Below are 22278 nucleotides of genomic sequence, written 5' to 3' on the forward strand. Positions count from 1 at the left end.
CTGCTCATTGGAAATAAGCAGTCCCACATCCACTAGTTTCATTTATCTTTATCATAGAGTAATTCGTTATATGTTTTTAAATGACTTTTATATAAACTTTCCTCCGAGAATATAAAGTTGCCATTTTTACAAAAGTCCATAAATTCAATAAAACCTTTTTTCACCTCATTTTTTAATGGCTCTATAGGCAATTGGAAGCTATGGGAACTATCAAGGTGAATTTGATAATGTTGATCAATTATTTCAATTTCAGCATCATAAGTTGCATTGTCCAAAAAGATGATATTATGAATACTACCATCATATCTGTGGTCCAAAATATAAACTAAATCACTCCACGTATCCAATAAATTTTCCGTTAATTGCTCTTCTCCAAAAATAACTACATCATTATATATTAAGCTTACAAACCCACATAAGTAATTCCCTTCATTTTCTTCCAAAATCCTTTGAGCCTTTTCAAAAGCTAAAAGATTCGTAATAGAAACTGCCTCAGTTATTCCTTCTGGAAAAGAGCTATCATATTGTCGACCAATAAATGTTTCAATCTTAAGATTGTTCATACGACACCTCACATTTATGAGTATTCCAAGAGAAATACAATGTGGGGACTGCTTGAATTTATCAAGCAGTCTCCTCTATATAATTTTGCCGTCTAAATTTACCTATCTTCAAGTCGAAGTAATTTTTCATAAGTGTCTAAAAGACCACGATAAGAACTATCTTCGGAAAACTCTAGTTTTTCATTTTTACAAAACTCCACAAATTTTAAAAATTCTTTCTTCACTTCTTTTTTGAATGGCTCTTTAGGCAACAGATAGCGCTGAGAACTATCAAGTTGAATTTCATAAAATTGATCAATTTCTTGAATTGTAGTATAATAATAGGGATAATTATCCAAAAAATTTATCTCCTCTTTGCTCCCATCATATCTACTATCTAAAATATTACTTAAACTACTCCACGTATCTAATAAACTTTCCGTTATTTGCTCTTCACCGAAAATCACCACATTATTATAAATCAAGCTTATAAAACCACATAAGTAATCACCTTCGTTTTCTTCTAATATCTTTTGTGCCTTTTCCACAGCTAAAGGATTGGTAATAGGATAACTTTCGATTTTATTAACAAGAGCCATTAAATCTTCTTCCCCTATAAATGTTTCGATTTTTAGTTTATTCATACGACACCTCACACTTATGAGTAATCCAAAAAACATCGTGGGGACTACTCGTAGACAAGTAGTCTCCCTTCTACCTTTTAAATTTTGGACAGCTAATTTTTCTCCTCTTCTTCTTGAATTAATTCTTCGTATGTTTCTAATAGTCCTCGATAAGAAATCTCCTCCGAAAACTCTAATTTTTCATTTTTACAAAATTCCACGAATTTAAAAAATTCCTTTTTCACTTCATTTTTAAAAAGTTCGATAGGAACTAGAAAGCGTTGGTGACAATCTAGTTGTATTTCATAAAACTCACCAACTTCTTGAATTACCGTATCATTATAGAAAGCATTATCTAAAAAAACAATTCCATGATTTCTTCCATCATAGTATTTATTAAAAATATAAATTAAATCACTCCACGTTTCTAATAAACTTTCCGTTATTTGCTCTTCACCAAAAATAACCACTTCATTATAAATCAAACTCACAAAGCCACATAAGTAATCACCTTCATTTTCTTCTAAAATCTTCTGTGCCTTTTCCACAGCTAAAGGATTGGTAATCGGGAAACTTTCAATTTGGTAAACAGGAGCGTGAATATCTTCTTCCCCTATAAATGTTTCGATTTTTAGTTTATTCATACAAAGCACCACACTTTTTTGAAAATGAGTCTCATGTTCAAAACCTTATATTATAGGAACTGCTCTTTGGAAATAAGCAGTTCCTTATCCCCAAAGTTTCATTTACCTTTATCATAGAGTAATTCGTGATATGTTTCTAAATGACTTTTATATAAACTTTCCTCCGAGAATATAAAGTTGCCATTTTTACAAAAGTCCATAAATTCAATAAAACCTTTTTTCACCTCATTTTTTAATGGCTCTATAGGCAATTGGAAGCTCTGGGAACTATCAAGGTGAATTTGATAATGTTGATCAATTATTTCAATAACGGCATCTTCATAAGTTGCATTATCCAAAAAAATGATACTTTCAGCACTACCATCATATCTATGATCTAAAATGTAAACTAAATCACTCCAAGTATCTAATAAATTATCTGTTAATTGCTCTTCGCCAAAAATAACCGAATCATTATATATTAAGCTTATAAACCCATATAAGTAATCACCTTCATTTTCTTCCAAAATACCCTTTGCTATATCAACAGCTAATGGATTATGAATAGAATAGCTTTCGATTTTACATTCTGGAAAAGCATTTAAATCTTCTTGAACAATAAATGTTTCAATCCTAAGATTGTTCATCCGACACCTCACATTTATGGTATTCCAAGAAAAATATAATGTGGGTACTGCTTGATTTTATCAAGCAGTCTCCTGTTATAATGTTGCCGTCTAAATTTTTCTATCTTCAAGTTGAAGTAGTTCATCATACGTCTCTAAAAGTCCACGATAAGAACTCTCCTCGGAAAACTGTAGTTTTTCATTTTTACAAAATTCCACAAATTTAAAAAATTCCTTTTTCACTTCATTTTTGAAAAGTTCGATAGGAACTAGAAAGCGTTGGTGACAATCTAGTTGTATTTCATAAAACTCACCAACTTCTTGAATTACCGTATCATTATAGAAAGCATTATCTAAAAAAACAATTCCATGATTTCTTCCGTCATAGTATTTATTAAAAATATAAATTAAATCACTCCACGTTTCTAATAAACTTTCCGTTATTTGCTCTTCTCCAAAAATCACCACATTATTATAAATCAAGCTTACAAAGCCACATAAGTAATCACCTTCGTTTTCTTCTAAAATCTTCTGTGCCTTTTCCACAGCTAATGGATTGGTAATTGGAAAACTTTCAATTTTATAAACTGGGGCAGTTATATCTTCTTCACCTATAAATGTTTCGATTTTTATTTTATTCATACGACACCTCACACTTATGAGTAATCCAAGAAAAAATACATTGTGGGGACTGCTCAATTTAAAACAAGCAATTTTCATTTTGAATTAATTCTTTGTATGTTTCTAATATTACACGATAAGAACTATCTTCAGAAAACTGTAGTTTTTCATTTTGACAAAACTCCATAAATTCGAAGAATTTTCGCTTCACTTCATTTCGAAATGGCTCGATAGGCACTAGAAAGCATTGGTTACGATCCAGATGTATTTCATAGGACTGATCAATTTCTTGAATTGTAGTTTCGATATAGGGATGATTATCTAAAAAAACAATCCTGTGACTGCTTCCATCATAATGTGTATTAAAAATATAAATTAAATCCAACCACGTATCTAATAAACTTTCCGTTATTTGCTCTTCTCCAAAAATCACTACATCATTATAAATCAAAGAAACAAAGCCACATAAGTAGTCACCCTCATTTTCTTCTAAAATAGTCTGCGCCTTTTCAACTGCTAATGGATTAGAAATATGAAAACTTTCAATCACTAAATCTGGAAAAGCATTTATATCTTCTTCTCCTATAAATGTTTCAATTTTTAGATTTTCCATACTAAACACTTCACTTTCTTTTATTTTCCAACAGGGTATGCTGTACTAACATGCCCATGTCCATTGAAATTAACTTCGTATTCAATTCCGTTTACTTTGGATCGAACACTTATCTTTTGCTGTTTATATAACTGTCTAGATATAGCAGATTTATTATTATTAATTACTGTTGTGACAATATTTTTAATATCATTAACCGATAAATCTGGATCAAAAAATGTCTTTTTCTCATTTCCAGTCCAATAATTCGGATGATGTCTTTCTAGAATGTGTCTCATTTTAGCTTTCGTAAAATAAACCTTTTTACCACCGCCTACATCCAACGTGATATCTGTAAAGTTGGCTACAGCTTTTTTCGCTGCATCTTTTGACTTGCTGTAAAATGAGCGTTTGCCAATTTGCAGGATTTTCTTAGTCCCGATTTTTGTTACTGTATAATGAATAATCGCACTACCGATTCTGTATACAATGGCATGTATTATCGATGCCTCTAACCTTGCAGGATTGGCTTCATACGTTTCATACGTTTCTAAATCCGTAAAGATTGTACTGTAATGGTCATCTTCTAGTTGTTGCATCGTCACACGATAATGGTTTTGCTCTACAATGCCGTTTTCTTCGATAACACTATCGATGAATATTTCTTCGCTTTCACTATTAAACTTGATGTCTAAATCCGCTTTCAAAGTCTCAGACTCAAAAGTTATTTGGACAAGTAATTCACTATTATATATTTCAATATTCCGAATATTTATCGTGCTATCGTCTGAATAAACAAGATTTTTATTTAATTCATCGTATAGTTCTTGTTGGTATTCTTCTGGATTAACGTCATGTAAATTATCTATAGAAACCATCACAATAGGCTCATCAGACACTACATCATATTCCTGTGCAGCAATCAAATTGGGCCCAATATTTGCAAATAGCAACCCTGCAATAATAATAGATATGAAGTGTTTTTTCCATTTCATCGTTTCATTTCCCCTTTATTATTGTATAAATATTGTACCTTTGCCATATTCAGCTTCATTCCAAAAATCTTTTGTCACAGTATATTGTTGTATAAATGAGTTAAAATCTTTTGTCTCAACTTCTTTATATGTCTCTTTCAACTGAATGAATAGATGTGTTGCATAAGCAGCTGCAAAAGAGGTTCCTGTAAAGACAGATGCTTGACCATTATTATTAATACTTTGTACATCTTCCCCCTTAAAAACATAATCAATTTTTCCAATAGCTGAAAAAGATGATCGTTTATTTTTTTCATTCATTGAACCGATGGACAGTACACCATCCAATTTTGCTGGGTAGTCGGTTGCTAAACCATATGTATTGCCAGCGGCGGCGACAATGGTAATCCCTTGCTCTATTGCTTTTTCAATAATAGATTCTAGTTCAGCATTTTGCGTTTGAAAGCCAAAACTAATATTCATAAAATCTACCTTTTTATCCATACACCATTTAATAGCTTCTATTAAATCCTCAATTGAACCATTGCCCTTTTCATCTAACAATTTAATATCATATATTTTTAACTTTCTACCAATTGGAGCATCACCTTCCCCTATAATAATTCCCGCGACTGGCGTACCATGATTAAAATCATCAACAATCTTTTCACCAGGATGAATGAGATTGACTTCTTCAAATACGACGCCTTGAAAGAAATCCAACTCTTTATTAATACCACTATCCAGTACAGCTACTTTTATATATTGGTTATCACTTTTAATTACCAATTGTCCGAAGGCAACATTACAAAGGAAGAAAATAATCAGTGACAAAAAGACTCCCATTTTTTTATTGATAGCGTTCACCACCTTACTATGTAGTTGTTAAAATTAATTCCAACATGGATGGGCTCTCTCACTGTAAAGAGAGTTATTCTAAAGGCTTTTTCGAAGTTAAGGGATGGTCATGTTGGAAAATTAAAATAGATTTATGTATATAAATCCTTTTAGTTCTCTACAAGACAATTGAAGTTTATCAAGAGAAGATTTTTTTAACATTATTCTAAATTCTCACTATAAAAAGTGTCAATAATTTTATGTAGATTTTCTTGCAAATTTTATGTAATGGCGATTGCTATTAGTTTAGTGGCGTTTCTTAAGGTTTTCGTGGCGATTCTAGAAGGGTCATCCTAGTGTTAATATGTGCCCGCGGAAAGCGTCAACCTGTAGCGGAAATCAACGGCAGTATGTATCGCTATAAAAAAAGCCATCGTGAAGTAACTCGATGCCTTCTATTTTTGTATTTTTTTAAAGCTTAACGTTTATCAGAGTTGATTGGAGCGAAAGGTGGCGACTCCTGCGGGAACGCATAATACGTAAGACACAACAATCCGCGCGTAGCGAGGGTTGTGGCTTACGGTGTGCCCGCGGAAAGCGTCCACCTGTAGCGGAAATCAACGGCAGTATTGATCTCTATAAGAAAAGACATCGTGAAGTAACTCGATGCCTTCTATTTTTGTATTTTTTTAAAGCTTAACGTTTATCATAGTTGATTGGAGCGAAAGGTGGCGACTCCTGCGGGAACGCACAGAACGTAAGACGCAACAATCCGCGCGTAGCGAGGGTTGTGGCTTACGGTGTGCCCGCGGAAAGCCTCGCCCGTAGCGGAAATCAACGGCAGTATTTATCTCTATAAGAAAAGACATCGTGAAGTAACTCGATGCCTTCTATTTTTGTATTCTTTTGAAGCTTAACGTTTATCAGAGTTGATTGGAGCGAAAGGTGGCGACTCCTGCGGGAACGCACAATACGTAAGACGCAACAATCCGCGCGTAGCGAGGGTTGTGGCTTACGGTGTGCCCGCGGAAAGCGTCCACCTGTAGCGGAAATCAACGCTAGTATTGATATCTATAAGAAAAGCCATCTCAAATGAGATAGCTTCTAAATTATTTCAAATTCCTTTGTAAAAATGCTTTTGTCCGCTCATGCTGTGGATTAGTGAAGAAAGCTTCTGGATGGTTTGCCTCGATAATGTCGCCGCCATCCATAAAGACAACCTTGTTTGCGACTTCGCGTGCAAAGCCCATTTCGTGCGTTACAACGATCATTGTCATATGATCTTCTGCTAAATCCTTCATTACCTTTAATACTTCACCTGTCAGTTCTGGATCGAGTGCGGAAGTTGGCTCATCAAATAATAGTATTTGTGGATTCATCATGAGTGCTCGCGCTATGGCAACTCGTTGTTTTTGCCCACCAGATAAATTCGCTGGGTACGCATTCGCTTTGTCCGCAAGCCCGATTTTTTGCAGTAAATCTTGACAGCGACGTGCAATAGCATCTGATGACTCTGTTTTTAGTAAGCCTGGTGCTATTTCAAGATTTTGCTGTACTGTTAAATGTGGGAATAGGTTAAAATGCTGAAATACCATACCCATTTTTGCCGTAATTTTTTTAATATCCTGTTGCTTGGCATATGCACCGTCTTTGACTAAATAGTCACCATCGACAGAAATGCTTCCCCCATTGATTTCTTCTAAATGAATTAAGCTTCGAAGCATGGTACTTTTACCAGATCCCGAAGGACCAATAACAGCTACGACATCGTTTTTTTCTATATTAAATGTGATCGTCTTTAGCACCTCTAACTCGCCAAAGGATTTCTTCAAATTCGATACTTCAAGCAGTGCCATTCGTGTCACCTCTATTCAAATTTAAAACGTTTTTCTAACCACTTAAAGAATACCGTTAAGACAAGCGTCATCACTAAATAAATAGCGCCAGCAATAAAGAATGGCACAATCGTAAAGTCACGATTTACAGCTGTTTGTGCAAAATGCAACAATTCTGGTACAGCTACCGCGTAAAGAAGTGCCGTGTCTTTAATTAATGTAACCGATTCATTCGATAATGCAGGTAACGCTACACGAAACATTTGTGGCAAAATAATGCGTGTCGTTGTTTGCCATTTTGACAAGCCTAGTACTTGTGCCGCTTCGTATTGCCCTTTGTCGATTGCCAATAAGCCACCTCGGAATATTTCTGCAAAATAGGCAGCGTAATTTAAAATAAAGCCAAGACATGCGGCAACAAAGCGATCCAGGACCATATATTCTCCAATCACAGGTACCATTGGTAAACCGAAACAAATTAATAGCAATTGTAGTAACAGCGGTGTACCACGCATGATGTATATATACGTTTGAGCAAACCAAGACAATGGTTTGATACGACTTTTTACCGCTAATGTAAGTAAGAATCCAAGTGGAATCGATACAAGTATGGCTATAATGAACAGCAGCACCGTCATTTTTGCGCCATCAAGCATCGGCAAAATCATTGTTTGCCAGTAATCCGCCATAACTATTTCCCTCCAAAAAGTATAAGAGTTTCACGAGGAAACTCTTACCGACTAATGACATTCAATTATCTTGTACGAATAGCTTAATTACGACCAGTAGGCATAAGTCGGAATTTAGCTCGTAAGTACATGCGATATTTACCTATTTCAACACCTTATCTTCACCAAACCATTTTGTAGAAATTTCTGCTGCTGTACCATCTTCATTCATTTTATCTAAAGCGGCTTGTAGCTTTTCTAATAATGCTTCGTTTCCTGGTTTGACACCAATTCCATATTGCTCAGGTGCTAATGATTCATCTAATAGTTTGAATGTGTCAGGTTCTTGCGTCATGTAGTATTCTGCTACCACTGCATCAATAATGACTGCATCTAAACGGCCTGTTTTTAAATCTGTTAAGGCTAACACATTATCCGCAAACTCTGTGACGTTTTTCACTTCTTTGTGAATTGGGTTTGCATTCAGCGCCTCTGCAGCAGAAGACTGTGCTTGAAGTCCAACTTCTTTTCCTACTAAATCGCTTAGAGCGTTAATAGAAGATTTTTTAATTGTCATTACTGCTTGTGCATTTTCTAAATAAGGCTTTGTGAATAATACCTTTTCTTTACGCTCGTCTGTAATTGTATAACCATTCCAAATTAAATCAATGCGGCCACTAATTAACTCAGCCTCTTTCGTTTTCCAATCGATTGGTTGGAATTCAGCTTCCACTCCCATATGTTCAGCAGCAGCACGTGCTAAGTCAATATCAAAGCCAACGATTTCGTTTTTATCATCACGGAATCCTAAAGGTGCAAACTTATCATCAATTCCGATTATTACTTTTTCTGTTGATTTATCTGATTCCTTCGAGCCAGCTGTTGAACTCGATTTTTCTCCAGAAGTACCGCAAGCTGCTAAAGCTAGTACCGCTGTAAGCATGCATAGTATTGTGAAAATGCGCTTCATTATCTAATATCCCCTAACATTTTATATTAATTATTAGAAATAATAGTTTTGCTTTCTCTTGCTAAACTACTAACGTGTTAAAGAATATCAAAACGGCGCATTGTTGTCAATATCTTAATTGAATTATTAGAATATTATACTAGAATTCAAAAACAGCCCACCCAGAAAACTCTGGCTGAACTGTTTTTAGAGTAAATTTTTATTTATGCTGTTGTTTTAACCATTCCATTGCCACATTTGCATGTAATGCAGCACCATATTTAAATACATCCTCATTTTGACGCATACGAGGGTTGTGCACAGGTGCTTCGCCTTCTTTTCCTGTTCCTAGCACAACAAATGCAGAAGGTACTTCTTGCGAAATGTAAGAAAAGTCTTCTGAACCTCCAAGGTATCCATTATCTACTATATTTTCGGCCCCTACTATATTTTCTAAAAATGGCGTTATCGCATCAATAAATGCTGGATTGTTATATGTTGTTGGCGTATGGAATTCAATTGTCTGATATTCTCCACGCCATGCTTTTACAGTATGGTCTATCATCTCTGGGATGCGTTTACATAAATGGTCACGTGTTTGTTGATCATAGCTTCTCATATTTCCTTGTAATACCGCTTTGTCTGGTATAATATTTGTCGCAGTACCACCAGCCATCGCACCTACTGAAAATGTTACACTATGATTTGGATCTGCTTCCCGTGTCATTAATAGGTTTAAACTTGTATACAGTTGATTCATAATCATATTGGAATCTATCGTTTTATGGGGCTGTGAGCTATGTCCACCATTCCCTTGAATATTGACGATATACGTATCCATTGCTTGTGTTAATGTTCCTTTATGGACAGATAATGTGCCTGCTTGTTGATCTGGCATAATGTGAATTCCAAATGCCGCATCCACTTTTGGATTTTGTAGCAAACCATCATCAATCATTAGCTTAGAGCCATACCCCCACTCTTCCCCAGGTTGGAACAATAGTTTAACCGTTCCTTGTAACTCCGCTTCATGGTCCTTCAAAATTTGCGCAGCGCCTAACAGCATTGCTACATGTGAATCGTGACCACAAGCATGCATCACACCAGGATTTTTGGATATAAATTCACAATCAACTTCTTCTTGAATTGGCAATGCATCCATATCAGCACGCAGAAGAATACAAGGTGTCCCCTGTCCAATTGTTGCAACTACACCTGTACATTGATCTTGTGAACCAAACCCTGCTATTTCATATTTTTCTTTAATTTCAGGTGGCACCACTCCACATTGCTTATGGGCAATGCCCATTTCATCAAGGCGTTGTTGGATATACTTTTGTGTATTTGGCAGTTCAAAGCCAATTTCCGGATATTGATGTAAATAGCGACGATCTTTTATAATTTGTTCTTCATATTTCTTAGAATGTTCCAAAATATTCATCGTGTCGTAATCCCCTTTATGTTTAATAGTAAGAGTAGAACTTCAAAGTGTTGAATGAACTAATAGATTAAAATGGTCCTAACCCCATATAATGTGCAATTAATATTAAAACAAATGCCGCGAAATGTAGGATAAGGAATAGTTTCATTGAAAATTTAACCCAAGCAGAATAGCTGACATTTGACATACCAAGCGCTGCCATAAGCCCACCAGAAGTTGGCCATAAATAATTCGTAAAGCCATCACCGAATTGATACACTACAACCATTACTTGTTGGTTAATGCCTAATATTTTTCCTAATGGCCCCATAATCGGCATTAAAATTATTGCCTTTCCACTTCCCGAAACAACGAAGAAGTTAAAGAAAATAACAACGATAAATAATACTAATAATGTAATAATCGTTCCCGTATTGTTTAATATATTTGATAATGAATGTACCGCTGTATCAATGATTTGTGCTTGCGTCATCAAAATCATTACCGAACGAGCAAACCCGATTGCAAGTCCTGTAGGTAAAAGTCTCGCTGCCCCAACGCCAAATGTTTCAGCAGCATCACTTGGTTTAAGTTTTAAAATAATGACTAGTAAAACAGCATAAATTGCATAGACAGCAGAAAGTTCAGGCATCCCCCATCCTAGCTTGATAGCCCCAAATGCGCTACCAACTAACACGACAACTAAACCTAGTAATGCCAACTTTCTTGACATAGTAAATTCTTCTTCTTCATACTCAGCTGTTTTTGTATTTTCAATTTCCTCTAAATATTCAACAGCAACAATACTTTTACTTGGATCTGCCTTCGTTTTATTTGCATAGCGCAAAATGTAAATCATTGAAATAATAATAAAAACAATTAATGCAACGATACGGAATGCTAGTCCAGAATAGATAGGTAAACCAACAATCGTTTGACTTACACCAGTCGTATAGAAATTAACAACCCCTGCGGTAAAACCAATAGCTAAACCTACTGTTGGGATAGCGAAAGCTGTGATGCGGTCATATCCCAATCCCATTACGACTGCCATTGCAAGCGGAATGAACGGAATACCCCCTTCTCCGAATCCAATTGTACCTAATACGGAGAACAATACGAGCAATGAGATAATAATTAATTTTTCTTTTCCTGCTGCGACGCTTAATAATTTATGGATACCTGCTGCTATTGCACCAGACTTTTCAAGTATAAATAGCGCTCCACTTGCAAACAGCAACATCACAATAATATCTGCTGATTGCACAACTCCGTTATGTAAAGCAGTGAAAAAATCCATAAATCCTATCGGCTTTGCTTGCTCCACATACGAAAAATTGTCGGTATTTAGTTCGGTAATACCCGTTTCTGGATTTACTATCCGTTCATACTCCCCACTCGGAACAATCCACGATAGTAATACAACTAGTAGCATAACGAGCATAAACATTATGTAAACATGTGGGAAATTAATGCCCTTTTGTTTTTCCTTTGTTGACATGAAAAATCCTCCAAACCCCTTTTACTCGTTTATTTAATTAATGCTTTAAATAGATTCACACCTGATTCAATCAATTCATCACGGAAATCATACTCATGTGTATGAACATGTGGATAATCTTCTCCATTTCCGATGAAGCAATAAGCACCCTTTGTTAGCTTTGTAAAATGGCCAAAATCTTCGGAACCGCGGAAAGCTTCCTCTAGTTCAAGTAATGCCATCCCCTCAGATTTCGCAACGGCACGTATTTTATCTGCACTATCTTTGTGGTTGAACGTTTCTGGGAATTCATCATTATAATCAAAACTTACCTGTAGCCCGTATTGTTGTGCTTGTTGTTTTGCAAAATTTTCAAGGTTTTCTTGTAGTTTAATTAGCTCTTCTTCATAAAGGGCACGTATTGTTAAACGAAGATCACCTGTCGATGCTGCAATTCCAAAAGCGTGTTCACCTACATCGATTTGTACTACAGTACAAAGAACAAGTCCTCTATTTAGTTCAGGGGAAATAAATTTAGGAATTTCATTCACAATATTTGCAATGGCAAACGCTGGATTGATGCCCTTTTCTGGCTGGCTAGCATGTGTAGGTGAACCTTTCATATGAATGGTCATTCCTTTTGATGCACATAAAGCAGTACCATCAATAATTCCAACAGTTTTGTAAGGAAGTCCACTCATGTTATGGTAGGCGAAAATTTCATCGATATTATGCTCCTTAATGAAATCAACACATTGAATTGCCCCATCTCCTGTTTCTTCAGCTGGCTGGAAAAGGAAAAAGATATTTTTGTCAGCACCTAGTTGATCGACTTCAAGTGCAAATCCCGCTAGTGTCGCTGCATGTCCATCATGACCGCATTTGTGTGCTTTTCCTGGAAATTGAGAAGCCCATGGCAGATCAATCACTTCATCCATCGGTAGTGCATCATAATCAGCACGGAAAGCAATATTTTGCTTAGCCGATTCTGCATGATAAATGGCATAAAACCAATTTCCTTTATCTACAATCACTAGCTTTGTATACGTTTTCAAAAACTCAATTAAATGCTGTTTTGTCCATACTTCTTCATTTGAAAGTTCTGGATGCTGATGTAATTCGTGACGCAATTGTTTGGCTAAATCAAAATTTTTACTGTTCACTATGTGTATCCTCCTCAAAAGCTAATTTTTGATATTTCCACCCTCATCTCTTTATCTATCAAATATTTCAAGGGTAAAATAAATCGTTTTAACCTTCTGTATATTGTATATTGTATATTATATTTAAATTTTTTCAACAAAAAAATAATTCTGTTTATTTAAAAACAGAATTACTTTTCGTGTATAAGCGAGCAATTTAGTACCTAAAGCGGTATAAGCTCTGCTTTATCAATATTCCAATGTACTTCTTTCATGTATCTCTCTAATTCAGCTATTTCACCTTTTTTAAATAGCTCGACCATTTTTCGATGTTCGTTGTTTGTTTGAGAAAGTCGTTTTTTTGTAATTTCTGGCTCATCTGCATGATGGAAATTTTTTAAAAATTTCTTTTCTAATTGTAATAGCAAGTTTACAAGACTTTTATTAGGACAAACCGATAAATATACGCCATGAAAAGCTTCCTGCATTTTATGATACATCGAAAAATTGCCAGTATTAATGGCTAAATCGATACTTTGAATATAAAACTCCATCTCATTCATATGTTTCTCGGTTAAAAAAGGTGCAGCTAAAGCAGCAGCCAAGCCATCCAATGCCCCGATAATAAAATACGTTTCTTTGGCTTCTTCCGTCGTAAGGTTTTTAATAACAAAACCTTTTCTTGGCACATTTTCTAGTAACCCTTCGGAAGAAAGTTGTATTAATGCCTCTCTGACTGGTGTCCTGCTGACATTTAGGCTTTCGCTAATAGCACTTTCATTCACCTTTTTTCCAGCAATCAGATTACCGTTATTAATTTGATCTACGATATAATTATAAACATGGTCTTTTAGCGATAAATAATTATTCATAAAGTAACCTCAATTTTAAATTTTTTAACAATCCTTTTATCTACTATACACTTTTTTCTAGTATGTTAGCCATAGCCTTTGCATGATTCCTATTCGTTAAAAATAATATTCCATTATTTTCCCCATCTAAGCATCTGTATTTCCATATACAATCTATTTTTCTTTTTATCATTTTCATTTATACGAATGCCTGAACTAGAAAAGGTTGATCTTTAACAAATAAGACCAACCTTCCTTTAGCTTTTAAATGAAGTAGAAGCGATTATTCAACAAATTCGAAATTAATTTCACTTTTGTAAAATAGAGCGATAGCAAAAATGATTACCATCATTTTTAGAATAGGACTGATAAGTTTGAATGAACCGACGTTATGCACCCCGATATTTCCCTAACATAATTTCATCATAATATTTATCTAATTGTGGTAAGCCCAACTCTTCTGCCATCTTAAGTTCAGCCTCTCTATCATAATCTACCCTAATAAACTGAATGGCGTTATTTGATTGTGTTCCATCTAGAATGGCGTATGATGCTGACGTTAAGTCAAGTGAATTTCCGACGCTGCCAACGTTACACAAAATCCCCTTTCTATATGTATGTAAAAAAGTTGTATGAATATCGCCGTAGAATACGATATCTGGCAGTTTATCGTAATGGATTGAATTGGTTATTTCACTATTCTCAAACATAGATAGACGCTTTTCAATTGGATGACTATCCAAAATACGTTCAAATTCACTTCTTGGCGATGCATGGAAAAACCTGATTAATTGTCCGTTTAATTCAAGATCAATATGAAAGGGTAACGAATTTAAATACGCATAATCTTTTTCTGTTAATCGATCTTTGTACCATTGGATAAACTTATTATCCGTAGGTGTTTGGATGAACACATCCCAGTTGCCTCGAACAACTCGCTCGCAGTTCTTTTGGATAAGTTCAATACATGCAGATCCTTGTGGTCCTTTCCCAATTAAATCTCCTAAACAAAAAATTCTTTCAATCTCTCTTAATCGAATGTCTTCTAATACTGCTTCCAATGCCGTTTTATTCCCATGAATATCTGAAATAATTGCAATCTTCGTCACAAAGCTTCCCCCTTAAAATTCCATATATTCTCTATTTATAATTCGACAAAATCGTTATTTAATCCTTTAAAAGCTAACTACACCGAAAAAAGACGTACATATCTCTGGAGCGCTGTTAATCGCTGCCTTTTTTGTACGTCAAACACCTTCTATTATAGAATTAATCAAAAGTGCAGTATTCCAAATCTTTTTTAACGTTTAAAAGAACCTAAAGTGTCCCCTTAAATTTTTCTGGCTTTTTTACATAGCTTTCAATTATGTACCCACAGTCAGTACAAAGAATATATTCAACTTCAGAACCAAAGCTCATCTTATTTGTTGGATGCATCACGGCATATCCATGATGTTTGCCCTTCCCTAATTCTACTCCTCCACATTTCGGGCATTCTGTTATTGCTTTAAATTGTTTCATTGGAAAACCTCCTCATTAGAAATATATGTATCACTTTCAAAGGACTGCATAATTTATTTACGGCCAAGCAGACATTTGGTTTCATGTTCCACATAAGAGACTTCAACCTGTTTATCAAAAATTTTGGCTTAAGTTGAAATCCTTCTATCTTATGGTTTTCCGATTACCGGAATTCTACCCGTTCATTTTCTTCGCCCAATAAATGAAATTTCATTTAATTATCTCTTCTCTTTTCTATCTCTATTTATATCTCAAAACGATTGGTAGCCGTCTTGTAATCTTTTAAACATTTACAGGTATGATCTTAAAGTGACATCATACCTGTGAATAGCTAAACAAAATTAGTAATTAATTTCATTTAATAGTTCAAAATGCAATGTATAATCTGTATTTTCTCCGTTTTCTTTTATAATTTTACCTTCATATAATGATTCACCTGTATATAAATCATAGATAAAGAACAAATGTTCATTAGAAACACTTTCGGCTAAATAGACTTTACCATTGGCAATCTGGAGAAAAGGCTCCCTCTCATCATTAACCGGGCTTACAAGATTAAAATGTAAAGGCTTTTCCCATTGTTTCTTTTCTATATTATATCGAGTCAACTGTAAACCATCAGACGAATAAAGAGGAATAAATATATCACCTTCGCGAAGCATTAACCTGTACAAATCCGGCGTCATTTCTTCAGGGATCGTCAACTCTTCTTGTGCACTATTTTTATTATTATAAAGAGAAATTTGTCTAGAAATAGTATTTCGTCCACCATCTTCGTATTGATCTTTATATTTTTCTATCATATAGACAAAATAATCATTTTGATATTTACTATTATCTTTAAATATACTAAGACTAGATTTAATTTCCTTATCGGATTCTTCCTTTGCAAGAATGGAGACAGATAATAATTTCTTATTGTTTATATCGACTGAATATAAAAGTAACTCCTCACCGCCATTAATCGGAGCGCCCGTTGCTAAAATCTTGATCTCTCCATTTTCTTTATAGATATTATTTACAACTATAAAATTATAGCTTGCTTGGGCTGTCGTACTGACTTCAAATGATAAACTGTCATTTTTCTTTTTATCGAGTAAATCGATTTTGAGTGTTAATAGATTTCCCTGTATTACTTTCTGACCATTATTTGGCGGTGCTGCGTAAATTATATGTGTTTCATTTTCTGAAAAATTACTTGGGAATAATACTTTACCTCGCATAAAATTCCGATGTTCTTCAATATAATTTTGAAACATCAACGTCTGAAATGGATCTTTTAACTTTGCAATAATTGAGTGTCTTATTTGAGGTGTAGAACCATCTTTTGTGATGTATAACCGTCGATCACTATCACCACTCTGATAATTAGCTTGGAACATTAGATTTTCGATTTCTTCTTTATCTCCGCTAATCGTTTCAATTTTAAAGGAAACGTCGTTTTTAGAAGCGACTGCTAACTGCATATAATATACACCCACTGTTATGACAATCACGAAAAAAATTACTACCATTTTCCAATATTTTTTCATTTTTTCCTCCCTGTTAGACCCGGATTTTATACTTTAGTAGCTGGTTCGCTATCCAAAAGGCACTGCCTAATACGATGATGCTTGTTACTAGTTCCATTAACAAGATTTCAAGTGGGTAAAAATAACCTGTGACAATACGTGATACTATGATTGGTGCAAAAAGGACTCCAAACGAAAGCACTCCATAAACAATTGCAGCGAAAATGCCCTTTAGCCCATAACTTCGTTCAAATAATATTGCGTTGAATAATATTACAACTAAGATTAACCCCATTCCATACATGATCATAAATTCGATAACGCTGTTAGGATACAACCATCTCCATATCTCTACACTATAGAAATCAAAAAGTGGATAGGATGTTCTAAAATCTGATGGTACAATTCTGTTAAAAATAAACATTTCAATTGGTATTAAGATGATTTGTAATGCTATTAAGCCAAATACAAAAAGCATGATTGCAGACAATTTGGAGACATAGATTGTAATTCTTTCGGTCGGCAACATGAATAATCTGTAGATGAAAGTGTTTTTACCGAACCACTCCCGATACCAAATAAAAAAAACATAAATCATCAACATGACGATACAAAAGAAAATCGGCATAATAAACCATTCAGAATAAATGACACGTTGAAAAGAGAATGTCCCATAGTTTTCAACATATTGGCTAACAGATAGTTGATTTTCGTAAATTACTTTATTTACTTCATTCATCTTTTCTTTTGTGACAATAATCGTCCCGATGAGCTGACTGACAATTGTTAAACCAATTATGATTAGGTACAGTTTGAAAAATCGGTTTATTTCAAAATTTACAAGCTTTAAATAGCTTTTCATCTACAATATACCTCCCTCATAACATCTACGACTGATTTCCCTTCACTCTCTCGTATTTCCTCTACGCTAAATTGCTTTAAGACTTCTCCGTCATCAATCAACACTGCTTTATCAATTAAGTGTTCAACATCACTAATTTCATGAGTAGTAAGAATGACTCCACGCTCTTCGATTAAGTGACTTGTAAACACTTCTGCAATCTGCTCACGGGAGAACATATCAATACCAGAGAATGGTTCATCCATCAGTATGTAATCTACATCTAGTGCTAAGCCTAAAATCATATTAACTTTAGCCCTCCCCCCTTTCGATAAATTGCCAATTCGATTAGTAGGTTCAAGTTGAAAAAATCGCAATAGATCTTGTGCTCGTTGTGAATTCCAACTTTTATAAAAATCCGCCATAAACTCGAAAGCATCACAAATTTTCATTTTCGATAACATCGTCATGGAATCTGGAATAAATGTAACTTTTTCATAGGTTTCTTTCTTAATTTTTTCACCATCAATCAAAATTTGACCGCTATCAATTGGCGTAAGTGCCATAATAGCTTTCATAATTGTTGTCTTCCCTACTCCGTTAATGCCGATCAGGCAAGTTATTTCTCCTTTATTAGCAGTAAAGGAAAGCCCTTTTAAAACCTGCTTTTTGCTGTATTTTTTCTGAACATTTTTCACTTCAATCATTTCGATTCCTCCGCTTCTCCACTTTCAGCATCGTACTTTTTCTTCACAAGTTCCAACACTTCTGCTAACGGTACATTGATGGATTTAATAGAACCTAAAAATAAATCAACTGCTTCAATCATTAACTCTTCACGAACACTTTTAAGGACTACCTTATCATTTGTAATGCAACTCGGCATATTTCCTTCAGTAAATATCAATCTTTGTTCCTCCATTTCCTTATAAGCTCGTTGTGCAGTATTTGGATTTATCTTCAGTTGATTGGCCAGTTCCCTTCTTGACGGAATTTCCTGACCTGGTTCAAAATATCCTTTGGCTATTTGCTCTTTAAAATGCCGAATAACCTGAACATAAACCGGATCCCGATTATTAAACTTTACATTCACTTCACTCAACTCCTTGAAAAAATATTTCGTGTATTAAGTACTTAATACACATTAGATAAAACAAATGGTCAAGAATTTAAATTATAAGAGACGTCCAATAAACCATGAAAGCAATGAAGTCGCTAGTCCGTTCTGTCCGTTCTATGTATTAATAGGTTAATACACCGTTCGAAGTGTATTATATGCTTAATACATAACAACGTCAACCATATCATAGTAATAAAAATAATAATTAACAAACAACCCAACTTCGGGTATCTGTATCCCAAACTCTTAAACACTGTGATTGGAACAAGTTTTGGTTTACTTAAAGCGTTATACAAAAAACACTACTTTTAAAGTAGTCGCAGCTTGTCGACAAAAGGGATTAAGAATAGAAATCTTAATCCCTTTTGTTGTTTTTATTGTGAAAAATGGGTTCTTACTTTCGTCTTGCCATACTCTTCGAGCATCTCCTCTCTATGAAGCTGTTGACCATGTCCAAGTAGCAATTATAGTAGACTTCTAGCAATACATATAAAGTTGATTGGAGTGGAGGGCGATTCCTGTGGGAACGTACAGTACGTAAGACGTAACAGACCCGCAACAGACCGTGTTAGCGAGGATTGCGGCTTACGGTGTGCCCGCGGAAAGCGACCACCCGCAACGGAAATCAACCATAACAATACTTCTTATTTAGAATACGCTTAGTGCCAGGCACTCAAACAATTTTTAGTTGATTGGAGCGGAGGACGGCAACTCCTGCGGGAACTGCACAGCACGTAAGACGCGGGCATTCCGCACGCTAGCGAGGGTTGCGGCTTACGATGTGCCCGCGGAAAGCGCCCGCCCGTAGCGGAAATCAACGGCAGTAATCATCCCCTATATTAGTTTTAAATTAAAAAAGGACTATAGACAAATTCGAAAAACTTCGAGTTTGTCTACAGTCTGGCACTACTTTTAAAGTTGTGGTCTTTAAAGTGTTTATTAAAGCTCCCAGCTTTACTTACATTGCCATATTTACGACTGCGTTAGCTTCCCTATCTAATGTTTTCTTAAAATATCATAACTGTAGACAAGCGCTACAATCTTACGGTTCATATTATGTATTCAATATTAACTTCCCACTAAAATTACATAAAAAGTGCAATAAACTCCCATATTCTATCGCTCGTTTTGTTTATATCAAAATAATATAACAATAGCTTCTCAGCAAGTTCAAACAAAAGAAGTATTATAGATACATGTTTGTGTCCATTTTGTTAAAGATGTATTTTATATATTGCTTTAAAGATATTTTAGGAATATAGTAAATCACGAAAGGACGTGTTCAACATGTTAGATCAACACACAATTAACGTTATTAAATCAACAGTACCAGTATTAGAGGTGCACGGCGTAGCCATTACAAAAACATTCTATAGCAACTTATTTAAAGATAATCCTTCATTATTAAATATTTTTAATCACACAAACCAAACTCAAGGTCGCCAACAAGGCGCTTTAGCAAATACAGTTTATGCAGCTGCTCAGCATATCGATAACTTAGAACCAATCGTACCAGTAGTCGTGCAAATTGCACATAAACATGTAAGTCTTGGGGTTTTACCTGAGCATTACCCAATTGTAGGTCAATATTTACTTGCAGCAATTAAAGAAGTATTAGGTGATGCAGCAACTGACGAAATTATCGAAGCCTGGGGTAAAGCTTATGGCGTAATTGCAGATATCTTTATTTCAGTAGAAGAAGATTTATATAAAGCTGCAGAGCAAAATAATGGATGGCGTGCATTTAAACAGTTCAAAATTGCTCGCACTGTAAAAGAAAGTGATGACGTTACATCATTCTACTTACAGCCAACAGACGGTTCAAAAGTACCCGCTTATAAACCAGGACAATATGTTTCAATTCGCGTAACTGCCCCAGGTGAAGAGTATTTATTAAATCGTCAATATACTTTATCTCAACCAAGTAATGAACAAGAATTCCGTATTTCTGTGAAACGTGAAAGCCAGCACAATCCTAAAGGTAAAGTATCTAACTTTTTACATGATGCTGCACTAGGCACAACGATTGACGTTAGTGCGCCAGCAGGTGTTTTCACATATGAAGCAACAAATGCACCAGTACTATTCATTAGTGGTGGCATTGGCGTAACACCTTTAAATGCTATGTTACAAACGATTCAAAATAAAGAGAACGTTACATTCATTCAATGTGCACGTAATGAACATGTCCTTGCTTTCCATGAAGACATTCAAAATAAAATGAACGCATTAAACGGCCCGACAGGTTTAAGCAAGTTATTCAGTGTATTCAAAAAAGACAGTAATGCACATCATAAAGTGTTATACTCTGAAAAAAATGAGTACATTAACGCGAACGTACTTCGCCCTCTTTTAACAAAAGATACGCAAGTGTACATTTGTGGACCAACACCATTTATGGAAACAACGATTAACGCTTTACATGAATGCAATATTGATGATAGTCAAATTCATTATGAATTTTTCGGTCCTGCTCTACAATTAAATACAAAATAAAAAAAGAACTAGCCCTGCAATGCGCAAGGCTAGTTTTTTGATACTTAAGTCTTACTCTCTGTATAAATTACTTCAATATTATTTTAATTGTATCCTTAATGTTATTTTGTTGACATAGAACTGTAATATAAGCATGTTAATATCATTAATGTACCAAGTAATACGTTTTAATGTTTTTAGGAGGATACATATAATGCAAAAGAAAAAACGAAATAAGTGGGGGATGAAATTAGCAGTATTAGCTTTAGGCTCTTCTGTACTTTTTTCAACAATCGACACAGCATCAGCTGCAACATATACAGTTAAATCTGGGGATTCCCTATGGAAGATTGCCACTCAAAATGGCATCTCTTATCAAACTTTGATGAGTTGGAATAACCTAACTTCTTCAAATATTCGAGTTGGTCAAAAATTAACGCTAAATAGCACGGCTAATAAGGCGCCTAGCACGCCTTCTAAAACACCAGCAAACCTTATCCAAATTGCTAAACAGCAATTAGGTGTAAAATATACATTTGGAGGCAGTAAACCGAGCACAGGTTTTGACTGCTCAGGTTATATCACATATGTATATAATAATGCTGGTATTTCAACGAGCCGTAAATCAGCAGCTGGTTTTTATGTTGCAGCGAAGAAAGTAAGTTCACCGCAAGTAGGTGATTTAGTATTTTTTGCTAACACTTATAAAGCTGGAATATCTCATGCGGGTATTTATATCGGAAATAACCAAATGATTAATGCAAGTGACGGTGGCGTTAGCATCGCTAACATTAACAGCACCTACTGGAAGAAATATTTTGTAGGTTACGGCCGTTTATAATTTATAAGGAAGCAGTTAGGCATGTCCTAACTGCTTTTTTTTATAGATTTACGTAAAAAATCCAAAATAAAAACGCCCTTTACAATAGTAATGGGCGCTTTTTATTGGTTTATCGGCGATATGCCTAGGGCTATCGGCGATTTTCTAGTCTCTATCGGCGATTTACCCGAGGCTATCGGCGATTCC

At 35.0% G+C, this 22278-nt stretch carries 23 protein-coding genes; 2 read left to right on the plus strand and 21 right to left on the minus strand.

The features are described from left to right. Positions 1–38: 38 nt before the first annotated feature. From JNUCC52_RS05020 to JNUCC52_RS05120, 21 genes are all read right to left on the minus strand, one after another. The gene (locus JNUCC52_RS05020) at positions 39–563 is read right to left on the minus strand and encodes a hypothetical protein (RefSeq protein WP_172771032.1); all 525 of its coding nucleotides are present in this window, start codon (positions 561–563) and stop codon (positions 39–41) included. Positions 564–661: 98 nt separating this feature from the next. Then, entirely contained in the window at positions 662–1186 is a 525-nt protein-coding gene (locus JNUCC52_RS05025) for a hypothetical protein (RefSeq protein ID WP_337981588.1), read from the minus strand. A gap of 92 nt (positions 1187–1278) precedes the next feature. Continuing rightward, positions 1279–1809, minus strand: coding sequence for a hypothetical protein (locus tag JNUCC52_RS05030; RefSeq protein ID WP_337981589.1), 531 nt, complete (start codon positions 1807–1809; stop codon positions 1279–1281). 98 nt (positions 1810–1907) lie between these two features. After that, the gene (locus JNUCC52_RS05035) at positions 1908–2435 is read right to left on the minus strand and encodes a hypothetical protein (protein WP_337981590.1); all 528 of its coding nucleotides are present in this window, start codon (positions 2433–2435) and stop codon (positions 1908–1910) included. A 90-nt stretch (positions 2436–2525) separates the two neighbouring features. Continuing rightward, positions 2526–3056, minus strand: a complete 531-nt coding sequence (locus tag JNUCC52_RS05040) for a hypothetical protein (RefSeq protein ID WP_337981591.1) — start codon at positions 3054–3056, stop codon at positions 2526–2528. 58 nt (positions 3057–3114) lie between these two features. After that, positions 3115–3648 carry a hypothetical protein gene (locus JNUCC52_RS05045; RefSeq protein WP_337981592.1) on the minus strand — a complete coding sequence of 178 codons (534 nt, stop codon included), beginning with the start codon at positions 3646–3648 and terminating at the stop codon, positions 3115–3117. A gap of 20 nt (positions 3649–3668) precedes the next feature. After that, positions 3669–4622: an SAR2788 family putative toxin gene (locus JNUCC52_RS05050; protein WP_337981593.1), complete on the minus strand. Its 954-nt coding sequence runs from the start codon at positions 4620–4622 to the stop codon at positions 3669–3671. A gap of 18 nt (positions 4623–4640) precedes the next feature. Beyond that, positions 4641–5435 (minus strand): S8 family peptidase, encoded by a 795-nt coding sequence (locus JNUCC52_RS05055; protein WP_337981594.1) that lies wholly within the window; start codon positions 5433–5435, stop codon positions 4641–4643. A gap of 1112 nt (positions 5436–6547) precedes the next feature. Next, positions 6548–7294, minus strand: coding sequence for an amino acid ABC transporter ATP-binding protein (locus JNUCC52_RS05060; protein WP_305068713.1), 747 nt, complete (start codon positions 7292–7294; stop codon positions 6548–6550). A gap of 11 nt (positions 7295–7305) precedes the next feature. Continuing rightward, complete coding sequence (locus tag JNUCC52_RS05065) at positions 7306–7962, minus strand: amino acid ABC transporter permease (protein WP_172771027.1); 657 nt, start codon at positions 7960–7962, stop codon at positions 7306–7308. Positions 7963–8104: 142 nt separating this feature from the next. Then, a complete protein-coding gene (locus JNUCC52_RS05070) occupies positions 8105–8911 on the minus strand; it encodes an amino acid ABC transporter substrate-binding protein (protein WP_337981595.1) in 807 nt (268 codons plus the stop codon). 199 nt (positions 8912–9110) lie between these two features. Continuing rightward, on the minus strand, positions 9111–10331 hold the full coding sequence (locus JNUCC52_RS05075; RefSeq protein ID WP_337981596.1) for a M20 metallopeptidase family protein: 1221 nt from the start codon (positions 10329–10331) through the stop codon (positions 9111–9113). 67 nt (positions 10332–10398) lie between these two features. Continuing rightward, a complete protein-coding gene (locus JNUCC52_RS05080; RefSeq protein WP_337981597.1) occupies positions 10399–11811 on the minus strand; it encodes a YfcC family protein in 1413 nt (470 codons plus the stop codon). Positions 11812–11840: 29 nt separating this feature from the next. Next, entirely contained in the window at positions 11841–12953 is a 1113-nt protein-coding gene (locus JNUCC52_RS05085) for a M20 metallopeptidase family protein (RefSeq protein ID WP_337981598.1), read from the minus strand. 203 nt (positions 12954–13156) lie between these two features. Next, complete coding sequence (locus JNUCC52_RS05090; protein WP_172771022.1) at positions 13157–13804, minus strand: GntR family transcriptional regulator; 648 nt, start codon at positions 13802–13804, stop codon at positions 13157–13159. Positions 13805–14172: 368 nt separating this feature from the next. Beyond that, positions 14173–14892, minus strand: a complete 720-nt coding sequence (locus tag JNUCC52_RS05095; RefSeq protein ID WP_337981599.1) for a metallophosphoesterase family protein — start codon at positions 14890–14892, stop codon at positions 14173–14175. 208 nt (positions 14893–15100) lie between these two features. Next, positions 15101–15304, minus strand: coding sequence for a transcription initiation factor TFIIIB (locus JNUCC52_RS05100; protein ID WP_172771020.1), 204 nt, complete (start codon positions 15302–15304; stop codon positions 15101–15103). A 341-nt stretch (positions 15305–15645) separates the two neighbouring features. Next, positions 15646–16836 (minus strand): hypothetical protein, encoded by a 1191-nt coding sequence (locus JNUCC52_RS05105; protein WP_337981600.1) that lies wholly within the window; start codon positions 16834–16836, stop codon positions 15646–15648. A 13-nt stretch (positions 16837–16849) separates the two neighbouring features. Then, a complete protein-coding gene (locus tag JNUCC52_RS05110; RefSeq protein ID WP_337981601.1) occupies positions 16850–17677 on the minus strand; it encodes a hypothetical protein in 828 nt (275 codons plus the stop codon). Then, positions 17674–18363 carry an ABC transporter ATP-binding protein gene (locus JNUCC52_RS05115; protein ID WP_337981602.1) on the minus strand — a complete coding sequence of 230 codons (690 nt, stop codon included), beginning with the start codon at positions 18361–18363 and terminating at the stop codon, positions 17674–17676. Before JNUCC52_RS05115 ends, JNUCC52_RS05110 begins: the two co-directional genes overlap by 4 nt. After that, entirely contained in the window at positions 18360–18749 is a 390-nt protein-coding gene (locus JNUCC52_RS05120; protein WP_337981603.1) for a GntR family transcriptional regulator, read from the minus strand. Before JNUCC52_RS05120 ends, JNUCC52_RS05115 begins: the two co-directional genes overlap by 4 nt. Positions 18750–20063: 1314 nt before the next feature. Between JNUCC52_RS05120 and hmpA the strand changes: the two genes are divergently transcribed. Both hmpA and JNUCC52_RS05130 read left to right on the plus strand, forming a co-directional pair. After that, a complete protein-coding gene (gene hmpA, locus JNUCC52_RS05125; protein ID WP_337981604.1) occupies positions 20064–21272 on the plus strand; it encodes an NO-inducible flavohemoprotein in 1209 nt (402 codons plus the stop codon). Between the two features lie 193 nt (positions 21273–21465). After that, a complete protein-coding gene (locus JNUCC52_RS05130) occupies positions 21466–22092 on the plus strand; it encodes a C40 family peptidase (RefSeq protein WP_172771018.1) in 627 nt (208 codons plus the stop codon). Positions 22093–22278 lie beyond the last annotated feature (186 nt).

Origin of the sequence: Lysinibacillus sp. JNUCC-52 (assembly GCF_015999545.1) — a bacterium.
Taxonomy (GTDB): Bacteria; Bacillota; Bacilli; order Bacillales_A; family Planococcaceae; genus Lysinibacillus.